Consider the following 13,922-nt stretch of genomic DNA (forward strand, 5'->3'; position numbering starts at 1 on the left):
TAGGATCCAGTGTTTCGCTCATCATCGATCCTTCCCGCCAAGCAACGCTCGGCGTGTCAGACCAAGATCAAATCCACCGTTTCCCGGACACTCCCTCGCTGGTGTCGAGTTGGCCGGCCGCTGCGACGGGTGGTTAGGGTGCGGGGGTGGATGGGCAGCTGATCGATACGGTGGCTTGGGTGCGGATCGAGAGTGGGCGGATTCTGTGTGCGCGGCCGCGGGGCAAGGAGGTGTTCTACATTCCTGGCGGGAAGCGTGAGGGTGTGGAGACCGATCTGCAGACCTTGGTCCGGGAGATCGAGGAGGAGCTCACGGTCGCGTTGCTGCCCGAGACGGTCGCTCACGTCGGTACCTACGAGGCGGTGCACACACCTGAGCTGGTGGTGCGGATGAGCTGCTATACCGCCGACTATCGCGGCACGCTAGCCGCGAGCAGCGAGATCGAGGAGATGGCGTGGTTCAGCTACGCCGATCGGGCGCTGGTGCCGCCGGTGGATCAGCTGTTGTTCGACGATCTGGTGGATGCGGGCCGATTGCGTTGAGCCGCAGGCACAACGCGCTACGGTCGGCGGTATGAGTTTGGTCCAGGGGTGGCTGCGTTCGGCGGCCTATGCCCTGTGGGCGCTGCCGCTGGCGGTCGGCCCGGTCCCGCCGCGTCTGCGGGTGCCTCGGCGGTTGCTCGGCGAATCCGTCACTCCGCGTAAATATTCGGCAGTGCGTGCGGTGTGGCATTCGCTGCTCAGTGGCGCGCTCGCGGTGGTGACCTGGTTCTTCGCGTTCCTGGCGGTGCTCGGTGCGGTGCGTGGCGCGCTGTATCCGCTGCTCACGAGCGGGTACGAGAACGCCTGGGGTGGCCCCAGTTTGGCCGGTGCCTGGTCGGTGCACCTGCTGATCGGTGCCGCCCTGGTGCCGGTGTGGCTGCTGCTGCTCGCCGGACTGGGCACGCTACAGGTACGACTCACCCGCGCCGTGCTCGGCCGCGCAGCACCACGCTGGCCGGTTCCGGTGACCGTACTGGCGTGCGCGGCGGGAGTGTCGTTGTTCCTCGCCTGGCTCGATCAAGCGTGAGTTCAGCAGTGCGGAAGCTGTTGCACGCCGGACTGGACGCGCTACAGGTACGACTCGCCCGCGCCGTGCTCAGGCGCGCGGCACCGCGCTGGCTCGTTGCGGCGACGATGCTGGTGTCCGCGGCGGGTGCGCTGTTGTTCCCCGCCTGGCTCGATCAGGTGTGAGTTCAGCAGAGCGGGAATGTCGAGCCCACCAACTGTCCCTTCAGGAAACACACGAGGAAGTACACGAATTCGCGGGCGTAGGTGGCGGCTCCGGAGTCCACGGTCGAGGCCACCGGGGTGGCCTCGGGTTCGGCGACCGCGGGTGCGGCAACCGATAACGCCAGCGCACTCGAAACGAGCACGGCGGCAAGGGTTCGCTCGATACGCATAACCCGACTCCCTTCGAACGGTGAAACAACCGACAGCCCCGAGGTGGCGGGGCTGTCGGTTGTTCAGGTGGTGACGGCCGGACGCTGCACGCGTTCGATGAGGTGTTCCACCAGTGTCGTCAGCACCGTCTTACACGAGTTGCGGTCGCGGGCGTCACACAGCAGCACCGGTGTGTTGGGATCGAGGTCGAGCGCGTCGCGCACCTCGTCGATCGTGTAGACCGGTGCGCCGTCGAAGCAGTTGACTCCGACGATGAACGGCAGTCGCCGCCGTTCGAAGAAGTCGACGGCGGCAAAGGAATTGCCGAGTCGTCGGGTGTCGGCCAGCACGACCGCGCCGAGGGCGCCGCGCGCCAGTTCGTCCCAGAGGAACCAGAAGCGGTCCTGCCCGGGTGTACCGAACAGGTACAGCACCAGGTCCTTGTCGATGGTGAGCCTGCCGAAGTCCAAGGCGACCGTGGTCGTTGTCTTCTGCTCCACGCCGGACAGATCGTCGACGCCGGTGCTGACCTCGGTGATCAGTTCCTCGGTGCGCAGGGGCGCGACCTCGCTGATCGCCGACACCATGGTCGTTTTGCCGACACCGAACCCGCCGGCGACGAGGATCTTGACCGAGGCGGCCAGGTGCGGCGTGCCGCTGGGGTCAAAGTTTTCGGATTCCATCCAGTACCGCTCGCAATATGTTGAGGTCTTCGGGCCCGGCTTCCGTCGGGACGGGAGCACGAAATATGAGTTGCCCGTCGCCGATTAGGTCGCCGACGAGGATCTTCGTCACCGCGAGCGGTAAACGCAACTGTGCCGACACTTCGGCCACCGATTGCGAAACACGGCACAGCCGAAGGATATCGGCGTATTCGGGTTCCATCCGGCGCGAGGTGCCCGCCGATTCGTCGGCGACCACCGAGGTGAGCATGTCCAGTTCGGGACCGCCGCCCGCGGTGCGCCCGCGCGTCACCGCGTACGGGCGGACCAGCGGGCCTGCCGCTTCGTCGAACCAGGGCTCACGCGGGTGGGTCATGGCAGGTTCGATTCACCCTGTCCCACGAGGTCGCGCCGTGGCGTGGTGGACAGGTAGTTGCCGACGCGTTGGACGGTGAGGTTCATCTCGTAGGCCACCATGCCCAGGTTCGCGGACTCGATGGCTTGCAGTGCGAGGCAAGCGTTGTCGCCCGCGGAGGTGACGAACAGCACTGCCCGATCGAGTTCGATGACGGCTTGGCGGACGCCGCCGCCGTCGAATCGGTTGCCCGCGCTGCGGGCGAGTCCGTAGAGCGCCGAGGACATCGCGCCGAAGTGTTCGGCGTCTTCACGGGTCATCGCGCTGGAGCGGCCGAGTAAGAGTCCGTCGGTGGACAGCACCACCGCGTGGCGCACCCCGGCCAGCCGGTCGACGAGATCGTCGAGTAGCCAATTGAGATCACCTGTGGGAGAAGAGGACACCCCTAACCTTCCTGTTCGTCCGGGATGCCGGCGGAGCGTCGGCCCTGCCTGGTCCCGTTCTCGATGGCGGACATCAGATCGCGTGCTTGTTCGGCCGAGCGGGCGGGCGCCGCGGGTGCGGACTGCTCGGGTGCGGGTTCGGCCAGTTGTGGTGCCAGGTTGGTTTGCCTGCTGCGGCGCGGCAGGGCGGGGCGGCCGTCACCGTCGGGTTGTGGCGCGGGCGGGATGTGGGGTCGCGGGCTGTAGGGCGCGGGGGATTCGAGGGCCAGGGTGGCGACCGCGCCGGTGACCGGTTGCGCGGATTCGGCGGGTTCGCTGGTCATCGATGCCGCCAGGCGCCTGCGCCGGCCGGGGTCGGTGAGTTCCGAAGGTGTTGGCGCGGGTATGGATTCGGCGACGATCAGGGCCGAGGGGATGAGCACGATCGCTTTGATGCCGCCGTAGTCGGATTCGGAGAGCCGCACCGTGACCCCGTGGCGCACGGCGAGCTGGGCGACCACGAACAACCCGAGCCGCGAGTCGGCGGAGAGGGCGGCGACACCGAAATCCGGTGGGGTGCGCAACATCTCGTTCAAACGGGCGAGTTCCGAGTCGGACATGCCCATGCCCTGGTCGCTGATCTCGGCGACCACGCCCTTGCCGACCACGTTGCCGCTGACCTCGACTCGCGATTGCGGCGGGGAGAACGCGGTGGCGTTGTCGACGAGTTCGGCGAGCAGGTGGATGAGGTCGGCGACGACGGTGCCGACGACGTGCACCTGCGGCAGTCGCGACACCCGCACCCTCGCATAGTCCAGGGTTTCGCCGACCGAGCTGCGCACCAGATCCATCAACGGAACGGGGTTGCGCCACTGACGTCCCGGCTGGCCGCCGCCGAGGATGGTGAGATTCTCGGCGTTGCGGCGTTCGCGGGTGGCCAGGTGATCGAGCCGGAACAGGGTGTCCAGGAGGACCGGATCTTCTTGGCGCTGTTCGGCTTCGTCGAGGATCTCGAGCTGGCGGTGCACCACGATCTGGCTGCGGTGCGCGATATTGAGGAACACGGCCTTCACGCCTTCGCGGGTGCGGGCCTCGGCGACTGCGGCACCGATGGCCGCGGCGTGCGCGTGCTGGAAAGCCTTGGCCACCTGGCCGATTTCGTCGTGACCGAAGTCCAGGACCGGGGCTTCGGCGGCCGGGTCGATGGTTTCGCCCTCGTTGAGCCTGCGCATGGTCTCGGGTAGTCGTTCGTCGGCCAGGGCGAAGGTCTGTTTGCGTAGTCGCTTGAGCCGCCGGATGATTCGGTTGGCGAGTACGAGGGCGATCAGGAACGCGGCGATGGAGACCAGCAGCACGCCGCCGCCGGCGTAGAGGGAGTTGGCGGCGGAGGTGTTGGCCTTGTCCTCGGCCAGTTCCTGCGAGTGGCGGTTCTGCGAGATCCACACATCGATCAGCGAGCGGTTGACCTCGGCGGCCGCGTTCTGCCAGTCGGTGGTCGAGAGCGGCAGCACCGGTTGCGACTGCTTCGACGACGAACTACTGCTCGCGGAGTTCGACGAGCTGGTGCCGGCGGTGGCCTGCTGGGCGAAATAGCGTTGGGCGAGCGCGGTTTCCATCTGCGAGAGCTGCTGCCAGGCGTTGCTGCCGGTGATCTGCTGGAGCCGGTCGTGCTGTGCGCCGGAAGGGAATTCGGCGGACAGGTTGCCGATCTCGTTGTGGTAGAAGCCGACCTGGCGCAGGAACTCCTCGATCGGGATCGGCGTGGGCCCGTTGGTGGTGGCGAGCATGACGCCCAGGGCGTTGCTGCGCGACATCGCTTCGGCGGCATTGAGGAAACGCATGCCGTCGGCGATGGCGACGCCGATCTCGGTGTCGGGGGCGGACTGTTCGGCGATGTCGGTGCCGACGGAGATGACGTCGAGGATCCGGTTGTAGAACATGTACGCATCGGACGGTTGCAGCTGGGCGGCGTCGGTGGCCATCCGCACCTGGGTCATCTGACTGAGCAGGGTGTTGAAGCCCGCGACGTCGTCACCGATTTTGGAGTCGTCGACCTTGCGCAGGCCGGTGGAGGCCTCGATGAGTCCGCGCATGGCGCCGTCGAGGCGGATGCGCGCGGCGGCCAGCGCCGGGGGCACGGTCTCGTCACCGGCGAGCTGGGCCAGGGTCAGGCGGCGTTCCTGCTGGACCGCCTCCATCAGTTCTCTGGTGTGCGGGATGGCGTTCTGGTTCTGGACCGCCCATTCCTTGGCCGTGGTCCCCTCGGCTACCAGATACCCCGCTGCGCCCACGCCGACTACAAGCAGAGTCAAGCTCGGAATGAGCGCGATTGCCAGAATCCGCGTACGAACCCCGAGCCTCGCTCTGAACATCGGCACAACCTAAACCACAAAACGGACCGCTCGGCCGTTGTGTCCCGGTGAGTGGGACTGGAATTGACTTTGCCGCCGTGACGGCGCTGAGGCCGTTCGGAGGGGCGACAATTCCGGCCGAATATGCGACAAACGCGGCCGAGGAGACGGGTGGCGGCTTCTGGCAAGGCCCGGTCCGGCGTAGATTGTGTGTATCTCGCGGTTACATGAGATCGCATCGACACACACGATCGACACACACGTAGGAGGCAACGATGCCCGCGCCCGAAGCCGCAGTCTTCGACCGTCTGAGCGCGCTGGCCGCGATCGACCGCCCCGAGGATCGCCCGCGCAAGACGATCGCAGAGACGTTCACCGGCACCGCGCTGGGCAGTGTGCCCGTGGGCACCGTCGAGGATGTGGCGGCGGCGTTCGAGAAGGCCCGCGCCGCGCAGGCTCGCTGGGCCGCGCGCCCGGCCGCCGATCGGGCCGCGGTGCTGGAACGGTATCGGGCGTTGATCGTGGAGAACCGCGAGTTCCTGATGGATGTGGTGCAGGCCGAGACCGGCAAGGCACGCTGGGCGGCCCAGGAAGAGATCATGGGGCTGATCTTCGCGGCCCGCTATTTCGCCAAGCACGGCCCGAATCTGCTTGCCCCGCACAGTGTTCCGGGCGCGTTCCCGGTGCTCAACCGGACCTCGGTGCGCACCCAGCCCAAGGGTGTCGTCGGGGTGGTCGCGCCGTGGAACTATCCGATGCTGCTCTCGATCGGTGACTCGATTCCGGCGTTGATCGCCGGTAATGCCGTGGTGGTCAAGCCGGACAGTCAGACGCCGTTCTCCTCGCTGGCCAACGCCGAATTGCTCTACCGCGCAGGGCTGCCGCGCGATCTCCTCGCGGTCGTGCCGGGCCCGGGCACCGTCGTCGGCACCGCGATCGTCGACCAGTGCGACTACCTGATGTTCACCGGTTCCTCCGCGACCGGGCGCACCCTGGCCGAACAGTGCGGGCGGCGGCTGATCGGGTTCTCCGCCGAACTCGGCGGCAAGAATCCGATGATCGTGGCCAAGGGCGCGAATCTGGACAAGGTCGCCAAGGCCGCGGTGCGCGCCTGCTTCTCCAATGCCGGGCAGCTGTGCATCTCGATCGAACGGCTCTATGTCGAGCGGTCGATCGCCGAGGAGTTCACCAGCAAGTTCGTCGCCGCCGTCAAGGCCGCGAAACTCGGTGCCACCTACGACTATTCGGCCGATATCGGTTCGCTGATCTCCGAGGCGCAGCTCGAAACGGTGACCAAGCATGTCGCCGACGCCACCTCCAAGGGCGCCAAGGTCCTCGCCGGTGGCAAGGCGCGCCCGGATCTGGGTCCGCTGTTCTTCGAGCCGACGGTGCTCGCCGACGTGACCGACGAGATGGAATGCGGGCGCAACGAAACCTTCGGCCCGCTGGTCTCGATCTACCCGGTCGACACCGTCGACGAGGCGATCCGGTTGGCCAACGACACCGAGTACGGGCTCAACGCCAGCGTGTGGGCCGCGAGCAAGTCCGAGGGCGAGCGCATCGCCGCGCAACTGCACGCGGGCACGGTGTGTGTCGATGAGGGTTACGCTCCCGCGTGGGGTAGCACGGCCGCGCCGATGGGCGGCATGGGCATTTCCGGGGTCGGGCGCCGGCACGGTCCGGACGGGTTGCTGAAGTTCACCGAACCGCAGACCGTGGTGGTCACCCGGTTCCTGAATCTGGATGCGCCGCCGATGGTTTCGCAGGACAAGTGGCAGCGGTTCCTGATGACGGTCACCCGCACGCTGCGTTTCCTGCCCGGTAGGTGATACCGGTGTCCGTCAGGCGGTCGTGCACCACCTGACGGACACCGCCGCCGGTTTCCCCGACGAGCGCCGGGGTCCTCCGATCCGCACATGGCCGCGGCGGATACGAAGCGACGCCCGTGCCGCGCGATCGTCCGGTTCGACGGCGCGGGCTCGGAGATTCCGAAGGTCTAGGTCATCCGATCGGCACCGGTGCGGGGCGGTGGGAGGGTGGCCACCTCCTCGTCGGTGAGCAGCCGCGATCGGATGAGGAAGCGCACATCGTCGGACGCCTCCAGGGAAAAGCTGCTGCCTCGCCCGTTCACGACATCCACGGTGATGTGGGTGTGCTTCCAGACCTCGTATTGCTCGGCGCTCATCCAGAATTCGGTGTGCCACGGCAGGTAACCGAGCAGCACATCGGCGCCACCGACCCGGAACTCGCGCACCGGGAAACACATCGGGGAACTGCCCTCGCAGACCCCGCCGGACTGATGGAACAGCACCGCGCCGTGGCATTCGATCAACTGCCGCAACACCGTCCGGGCCCGCTCGGTGATGGCGACCCGGTGGGTTCGAGATTGCTGCATCAGAACAACCCCTGTTTCGTCGGTGAATAACTGACCAGCAGGTTCTTGGTCTGCTGATAGTGATCCAGCATCATCTTGTGGCTCTCCCGGCCGATGCCGGATTTCTTGTAGCCGCCGAACGCGGCGTGCGCGGGATAGGTGTGATAGCAGTTGGTCCACACCCGGCCCGCTTTGATGCGGCGACCCAACCGGTAGGCGGTGCTGCCGTCCCTGGTCCATACGCCGGCGCCGAGACCGTAGAGGGTGTCGTTGGCGATGCGCACCGCTTCCTCGACGGTGTCGAACCGGGTCACCGAGACCACCGGTCCGAAGATCTCCTCCTGGAACACCCGCATGGTGTTGCTGCCCTCGAAGATGGTGGGCTGGATGTAGTAGCCGCCGGGTAGTCCGTCGACCTTGCGGGCCTCCCCGCCGGTCAGGACCCGGGCACCCTCCTGTCTGCCGATATCGAAGTAGGACAGGATCTTCTCGTATTGGTCGTTGCTGGATTGAGCGCCGATCATGGTGGTCTCGTCGAGCGGGTCGCCGCCGATGATGGCCTCGGTGCGGGCCACACAGCGGGCCAGGAACTCGTCGTAGATCGAGGAGTGGATCAGCGCGCGGGACGGGCAGGTGTAGACCTCGCCCTGGTTGAGCGCGAACAGCACGAAACCCTCGATCGCCTTGTCCAGGAACGCGTCATCGGCGGCCATGACATCGGGCAGGAAGACGTTGGGGCTCTTGCCGCCGAGCCCGAGGCTGATCGGGACGATGTTCTCGCTGGCGTACTGCATGATCAGCCGTCCGGTGGTGGTCTCCCCGGTGAACGCCAGCTTCGCCACCCGTGGACTGCACGCCAAGGGTTTTCCGGCCTCGCCACCGAATCCGTTGACCACGTTGAGCACTCCGGGCGGCAGCAGGTCCGCGATCAACTCGACGACCAGCAGGATCGAGACCGGTGTCTGCTCAGCGGGTTTGAGCACGATGCAGTTGCCGGCGGCCAGCGCGGGCGCGATCTTCCACGCCGCCATGAGGATCGGGAAGTTCCACGGGACGATCTGGCCGACCACGCCGAGCGGTTCGTGGAAGTGGTAAGCGACAGTGTCGCCGTCGATTTCGGCGACACTGCCCTCCTGGGCGCGGATGGCGGCGGCGAAATAACGGAAGTGGTCCACGGCCAAAGGCAGGTCGGCGGCGAGGGTTTCGCGGATCGGTTTGCCGTTGTCCCAGGTTTCGGCGACGGCCAAGGGTTCGAGGTTGGCCTCGATGCGGTCGGCGATCTGGTTGAGGATCGCGGCGCGCTGGGCGGGGGAGGTGGCGGCCCAGCGTTCGGCGGCGGCGTGCGCGGCCTCCAGGGCCAGGTCGATGTCGGCGGCGCTGGAACGGGCTACCGTGCAGAAGGTTTCGCCGTCCACCGGGGAGGCGTTGTCGAAGTAGCGGCCTTCGATGGGTGCGGCCCAGTCGCCGTCGATGAAGTTGTCGTACCGGGTGGCGTAGCTGACTATGCCGGAGTCGGACCCCGGTCTGGCGTAGATCATGGCTTCGCTCCTCACAGATTTACTCTGAGAGGGCCACTATGGACGGTGAAGGTTGGTGTGAGGTTGGTGAACCGAGGACACCGCGCGGGCACCGCACGACGGAGCCGAGCGCTGGCGAGGAGCGGTCGTGCGGTTCAACCTTCGGACCTGCGGATCCTATGCGCGCAGAGCGGTGTGCAAACGGGCGGCGACCACGGCGCGGCGGACATCGTCGAGGGGCAGCAGGCGCAGGGCGTGTTCGTGGACCTCGATGTCGCCGGGTGCGCGTTCACCGAAGGCGACGGCGTGTTCGGCTCGGTCACTGGCCAGCACCGCATTGCGTACGCCGACATCGAGATACGAGCGCCACTGCACCACGCCGGGGGTGTCCGAGCCGGGCAGCAGCGGGCCGCGGTAGAGCCAGACCGCCGAGGTGGTGTCACCCGCCGCGACGGCGGCCAGCAGGTCCACCGCATCGCAGGAGACCGGGCCGGTCAGCAGGTAGCGGCGGTTGGTGATCTCACCGCCGGTAGCGCGACGCAGGTGCGAGACATCGGCTTTGAGGGTGCTGGTGGACACGGCACGGTCACCGTAGACGGCGGCGTGGAGTTGTTCAGGGGTGAAGCCGTCGGGTTCCAGGGCCAGCAGGGCGAGGATCTCGAGTTGACGTGGCGGCAGCGGGACCGGGCGGCCGTCACGCAACAGCCGTGCGGTGCCCAGACATTCGAGTCGCACGCCCGGGGTCGGTGCGGGGGCGGCGGCGCGCAGCATGGTCTCGACCGCGGTGACGAGTGCGCGCACGGAGGTCATGACGGCGGGGTGAGAGCGGTCCCAGGAGCTGGACAGGTCGAGCACACCGACCTGCCTGCCGTCGGGGGCGTGGATCGGTGCGGAGTAGCAGACCCAGCCGTGCAGGGCGGCGACCAGGTGTTCGGCGGAGAACACCGAGCAGGGGCGGTCGTCGTGCAGGGCCAGCGATAATCCGTTGGTGCCCATGTGGGTTTCGTCCCAGCAGCCGCCCGGGGCGAAGTTCACGTTCTCGGCTTGCCTACGCAGGGTGCGGTCGCCGCACGACCACAGGATGGTGCCCGCGTCGTCGGTGACCACGGCGAGGTAGCCTGCGTCCTCGGTGATGCCGCGCAGGTCGGTGGACAGTTCGGTGATCGGGGTGCGCAGCGGCGATTGCGACCAGGTGTCGCTGATGTCGTCGAGGCCGGGTGCTTCGGTGACGGCCGGGTCGACGGTGTGCAGCGACCGCTGCCAGGATTGCGCGACGTCGGTGCGCAGCAACGTCGTTCGGGCCGGTGGTGTCGCGGTATTCGGAGCTGTAGCCCAGCGCTCCCATTCCTTCGCCAGCTCGGCTCGCTGCTGGGTCAGGGTGCGGAACTGTGCCACTTCGGGGAACCCCATCGTCGTGTGAGCTCACATTCGCTCTCTCATTCTGGCGTACGCACGACAGGCGCGCGAGAGTTTGGCAGCAAACCGAACGGTCCCCATGTGATAGATCCGTGTCGGCTCGGCGTGGCGGGGTGCGTGTTCGGTATGGATCCGCGCGGTCCGTTGTGGACCCGAGTGCGGCACAGCGTAGTGCGCGCATATTGCTGCCCCGGGGTGCGGCACCGCCGAGTGCGCTTTCCGTGGTGCCGCATCTTTGGCGCGTCATTGGCGAGCGGCCCGTCCCTGTTTCGCAGGTTCCACCACGGCGGCGCGAAGGCTCGCAAACTGCCGCGCGATCAACTATCGACCAGCCGCGTTCGTATCGTTGGCGGCGAAGGTCAACGGTTCCCGCCGGTGTATAGCAGTGTGGCGCGGTCGAACACAGCCCTGCTGCCACGTGCGCCCTTGCAGTCGCTGCGTTCTCGCATCTGCCTGTCCACTGGCAACCAAGATCGATGGACGCGATCTCGCCACTGCGGCCCTGGTTGCTGGTTCGACGGTGTGCAGACTGTTCATCGCGCCTCGTTATGGGCTAGCGCGAGACGTATCGGCCACTCACGGCGGCGGCCTACCCTCCGCGGCCTGTGCCGCCGTTATGCTGCTGGGATGGCTACCGGTTCGCGGCGGGCTCGGGTCGGCGATGTGCATGCATTGGCGTTGGGGATGCCGCATGTGACGCGGGTCGACGGGCCTGCCGGTAATCCGGTGTATCAGGTGGGCGGGAAGTCGTTCGTATTCTTTAGGAATGCGCGGCCGGATGCGTTCGACGCCGACACCGGTGAGCGCTACAGCGATGTGATCGTGTTGTGGGTGCCGTCGGAGTCGGATAAGCAGGCGTTGGTGCAGGATCCGGATTCGCCGTTCTTCACGACCGAGCATTTCGACGGTCATCCGTCGGTGTTGGTGCGGGGCAGCCGGATCGGGGAACTCACCCTCGCGGAGTTGTCCGAGGTAGTGCAGGACGCGTGGTTGTCCCGTGCCTCCCGCAAGCGGGCCGCCGACTGGTTGGCGGCGCAGTCGGCCGAGTGACTGACATGCGGCAGATGTGGTGGACGCGTGGCCGGCCGGGTCCGCTGCGGAAACGGACGGCGTGCTCGGTGCCGGGCGTCCTCCATGCGAGATGCGCGGTCGCCGCGGCAATGTGGGGCGGGCCCGCGCTGGGCGAGTTGGTCCGAGGCGGTTCGGGATGCGCGGGTGGCCAGGTTCGCTGCGGCAACCGACGGGGTTGCAGCGCACCTGCCGAGTGAGATGTGCGGTTGCTGCGGCGATGGGGGACGGTCGCGCACCTGCCGTCGGCGACTTGCGAATCAGATTGGCGCGCAGTCGGTCGAATGATGGTGCGGTGACACGTCGCGGATGCGCGTCGCACGTCTGCGGACGACCCACACGCGTATGCGGTGACACGTCGCGGGTATGTCGGACGGTTCACGCGTTCGGCGGAACGAATTGCTGGCAGTCGACGCAATGTTGCATCGACTGCCAGTCGGGGTCACTTGTTGATGAAAATGCCTGCGACGTCGGCGTTCTTGATCGGGGTCTCGGCGTTGCGCTGGCCGCCGCACAGCACGTCGACCGACACCATGGTGGCGTCGACGACGGTGCCTGCGGGTTCGTGGTCGTCGTTGGTCTGCTGCTTGACGAACTTGGTGATCGTCATGCGCTTGTCGTCCTGGTTCTGCTTGACGTACTCGCTGCAGGGGGTGTCACCGCCGCGGTTGAGGGCGCGCTGGACGTCGGTGCACCCGGCGAGCATCAGGGCGACCGCCGCGATCCCGAGGCCGGTCCGTCCGGTCCGTGACAGCGTGGCGTTCATGTGCTCCTCCTGAATGCTTCGTCGCGCGGCGATCCGCGTCGATCGCCGTCCAGCCTAGAGCCCCCCGCGCCCCTGGCGCTCGGCCCGTGTCCGGCGGGTCGCCCTCCACCCGCTCGTCGCCAACAGCCGCACCTTTTATCGGGATCTGCACCGACTCTAGGCGCCCGTACCGAGTGCGGATCCCGAGAGAGAGTGCCGATCCTCCTGAGCGGGGATGCGTCGTGGTGTACATGCGCGTGCCTCGGTGATCGTGGGCGCGCCGCGATCGAGGGCGGCCGACCATGATCAAGGGGAACTGGTGCTGTTGGCCTCGCGCGATGCCAGCACCAATTCCCGGTGATCGTGCGTCCAGTTCTCAGGAACGGAAGGTGCACAGGGGGATGTCGAGTTCGGCGGGGGTGAGGGAGCCGTGGTGGCCGATCATCATCGATTGGACGGGTTCGGCGGCGCTGCGGATGATGCCGTGGGCGTTGCGGGCGGCGACGACGAGGTCGCCGATGCGGTCGGCGATGTGCGGGGCGACGGTGGGGCCGAACCAGCCGCGGGCGATCACCTCGGCGCGAGGCAGCACCGCGAAGTCGGCGCCGAGGATTTCGCGCCAGGCCGCGGTGACGTCGTCGGTGGCGCCGGGTTCGGTATAGACATGGCGCGCACGGGGTTCCCCGCCGAGTTGGCCGACGCCCTCGCGCAGCTGCGGGTGGTGGTCGAAGTCGATCCGTTCGTCGAGTTCGACCATGCCGTGGTCGGCAGTGACGAGCAGCACGGCACCGGGCGGCAACCGTTCGGCGATCTCGGCGGCGAGGCGGTCGACGTGGGCCAGCTCCAGGAGCCAGGCGTCCGAGGACGGTCCGCGTGCGTGTCCGGTGGTGTCGAGGTCGGCGTGGTAGGCGTAGACCAGCGAGCGGTTGCCGGTGCGCAGGGCGCGGCCGATGCCGTCGATGAGGTCGCCGACGGAGAAGCTGTCGCGGAAGTCGCAGCCGCGCAGCGACGCGCGGGTGAGCCCGGAACCGTTCTGGTAGCTCGGCGCGACCTGGGTGACGGTGATGCCGTGGGCCGCGGCGCGCTCGAATACCGTTGCGGTGGGCTGGAATTGCTCGGGAACCACCTCGTTACGCAGATCGACGGAGCGCCCTTCGCCGTGCGCGCTCCAGCGCAGGGTGTTGATGAGGCGGTCCTGTCCGGGGACCCGCAGCAAATAACCGACGATGCCGTGCTCACCGGGCGGGACGCCGACGCCGAGGGAGCTGAGGCTGGTGGCGGTGGTGCTGGGAAATCCGGCGGTCAGCGTCGCCGAGGTCAGGCCTGATAGGAACGGTGCCGCACCGGGATTCGCGGCCAGTGCGTGCGCGCCGAGTCCGTCGACGAGCAGCACACAGACCCGGTCAGCGGTAATCCCGAGTCCGAGCCGATCGGTCTCGCCGGGCACACCGAATCCGGCGAGCACGGAGGGAAATACCTCAGCCAGGGAACCCGTACCGTAGCGGGGCGCGTCGAACACGAGGCTCAGACTCTCAAGATCGGTGCGACACAGGCAACCTCATAAGCTCGACCGGGTGGCAGCGACGCGGCT

The 13,922-nt window shown here is 67.4% G+C and carries 15 protein-coding genes; 5 read left to right on the forward strand and 10 right to left on the reverse strand.

All coding sequences use genetic code 11. The features are described 5' to 3' along the window. Window positions 1–146 precede the first annotated feature (146 nt). The 3 genes from ACFWF1_RS42910 to ACFWF1_RS42920 are packed head-to-tail and all read left to right on the forward strand — an operon-like array spanning window position 147 to window position 1,232. On the forward strand, window positions 147–542 hold the full coding sequence (locus ACFWF1_RS42910; protein ID WP_379292232.1) for an NUDIX domain-containing protein: 396 nt from the start codon (window positions 147–149) through the stop codon (window positions 540–542). A gap of 31 nt (window positions 543–573) precedes the next feature. Next, complete coding sequence (locus ACFWF1_RS42915; protein WP_379292231.1) at window positions 574–1,068, forward strand: hypothetical protein; 495 nt, start codon at window positions 574–576, stop codon at window positions 1,066–1,068. Then, window positions 1,065–1,232 carry a hypothetical protein gene (locus tag ACFWF1_RS42920; RefSeq protein ID WP_379292230.1) on the forward strand — a complete coding sequence of 56 codons (168 nt, stop codon included), beginning with the start codon at window positions 1,065–1,067 and terminating at the stop codon, window positions 1,230–1,232. The genes ACFWF1_RS42915 and ACFWF1_RS42920 overlap by 4 nt, the downstream gene beginning before the upstream one ends. A gap of 2 nt (window positions 1,233–1,234) precedes the next feature. On the opposite strand, the gene ACFWF1_RS42925 is transcribed toward ACFWF1_RS42920, so the two are convergent. From ACFWF1_RS42925 to ACFWF1_RS42945, 5 genes are all read right to left on the reverse strand, one after another. Beyond that, window positions 1,235–1,441 carry a hypothetical protein gene (locus ACFWF1_RS42925; protein WP_379292229.1) on the reverse strand — a complete coding sequence of 69 codons (207 nt, stop codon included), beginning with the start codon at window positions 1,439–1,441 and terminating at the stop codon, window positions 1,235–1,237. Window positions 1,442–1,504: 63 nt separating this feature from the next. Next, a complete protein-coding gene (locus tag ACFWF1_RS42930; RefSeq protein WP_357388804.1) occupies window positions 1,505–2,104 on the reverse strand; it encodes an ATP/GTP-binding protein in 600 nt (199 codons plus the stop codon). Beyond that, window positions 2,085–2,459 carry a DUF742 domain-containing protein gene (locus tag ACFWF1_RS42935; RefSeq protein WP_379322282.1) on the reverse strand — a complete coding sequence of 125 codons (375 nt, stop codon included), beginning with the start codon at window positions 2,457–2,459 and terminating at the stop codon, window positions 2,085–2,087. Before ACFWF1_RS42935 ends, ACFWF1_RS42930 begins: the two co-directional genes overlap by 20 nt. Then, window positions 2,456–2,881 (reverse strand): roadblock/LC7 domain-containing protein, encoded by a 426-nt coding sequence (locus tag ACFWF1_RS42940; protein ID WP_379291384.1) that lies wholly within the window; start codon window positions 2,879–2,881, stop codon window positions 2,456–2,458. Before ACFWF1_RS42940 ends, ACFWF1_RS42935 begins: the two co-directional genes overlap by 4 nt. A 2-nt stretch (window positions 2,882–2,883) precedes the next feature. Further along, on the reverse strand, window positions 2,884–5,232 hold the full coding sequence (locus ACFWF1_RS42945) for a nitrate- and nitrite sensing domain-containing protein (protein ID WP_379291383.1): 2,349 nt from the start codon (window positions 5,230–5,232) through the stop codon (window positions 2,884–2,886). A gap of 254 nt (window positions 5,233–5,486) precedes the next feature. Here ACFWF1_RS42945 and ACFWF1_RS42950 point away from each other — a divergent pair, with 254 nt between their 5' ends. Further along, window positions 5,487–7,040 carry a succinic semialdehyde dehydrogenase gene (locus tag ACFWF1_RS42950; RefSeq protein ID WP_379291381.1) on the forward strand — a complete coding sequence of 518 codons (1,554 nt, stop codon included), beginning with the start codon at window positions 5,487–5,489 and terminating at the stop codon, window positions 7,038–7,040. Between the two features lie 167 nt (window positions 7,041–7,207). On the opposite strand, the gene ACFWF1_RS42955 is transcribed toward ACFWF1_RS42950, so the two are convergent. The 3 genes from ACFWF1_RS42955 to ACFWF1_RS42965 form a co-directional block, all read right to left on the reverse strand. Beyond that, window positions 7,208–7,606, reverse strand: coding sequence for a DUF779 domain-containing protein (locus ACFWF1_RS42955; RefSeq protein ID WP_379291380.1), 399 nt, complete (start codon window positions 7,604–7,606; stop codon window positions 7,208–7,210). Next, window positions 7,606–9,123, reverse strand: a complete 1,518-nt coding sequence (locus ACFWF1_RS42960; protein ID WP_379291379.1) for an aldehyde dehydrogenase family protein — start codon at window positions 9,121–9,123, stop codon at window positions 7,606–7,608. The genes ACFWF1_RS42955 and ACFWF1_RS42960 overlap by 1 nt, the downstream gene beginning before the upstream one ends. 156 nt (window positions 9,124–9,279) lie before the next feature. Then, window positions 9,280–10,512: a transcriptional regulator gene (locus tag ACFWF1_RS42965; protein ID WP_379322283.1), complete on the reverse strand. Its 1,233-nt coding sequence runs from the start codon at window positions 10,510–10,512 to the stop codon at window positions 9,280–9,282. Between the two features lie 633 nt (window positions 10,513–11,145). Here ACFWF1_RS42965 and ACFWF1_RS42970 point away from each other — a divergent pair. Next, a complete protein-coding gene (locus tag ACFWF1_RS42970) occupies window positions 11,146–11,568 on the forward strand; it encodes an MmcQ/YjbR family DNA-binding protein (RefSeq protein ID WP_379291377.1) in 423 nt (140 codons plus the stop codon). Between the two features lie 460 nt (window positions 11,569–12,028). On the opposite strand, the gene ACFWF1_RS42975 is transcribed toward ACFWF1_RS42970, so the two are convergent. Together ACFWF1_RS42975 and ACFWF1_RS42980 are read right to left on the reverse strand one after the other, a co-directional pair. Next, window positions 12,029–12,352 (reverse strand): hypothetical protein, encoded by a 324-nt coding sequence (locus ACFWF1_RS42975; protein WP_379291375.1) that lies wholly within the window; start codon window positions 12,350–12,352, stop codon window positions 12,029–12,031. Between the two features lie 355 nt (window positions 12,353–12,707). After that, the gene (locus tag ACFWF1_RS42980; protein ID WP_379291373.1) at window positions 12,708–13,850 is read right to left on the reverse strand and encodes an alkaline phosphatase family protein; all 1,143 of its coding nucleotides are present in this window, start codon (window positions 13,848–13,850) and stop codon (window positions 12,708–12,710) included. Window positions 13,851–13,922 lie beyond the last annotated feature (72 nt).

It is taken from the genome of Nocardia sp. NPDC060255 (genome assembly GCF_042727395.1).
Taxonomy (GTDB): domain Bacteria; phylum Actinomycetota; class Actinomycetes; order Mycobacteriales; family Mycobacteriaceae; genus Nocardia.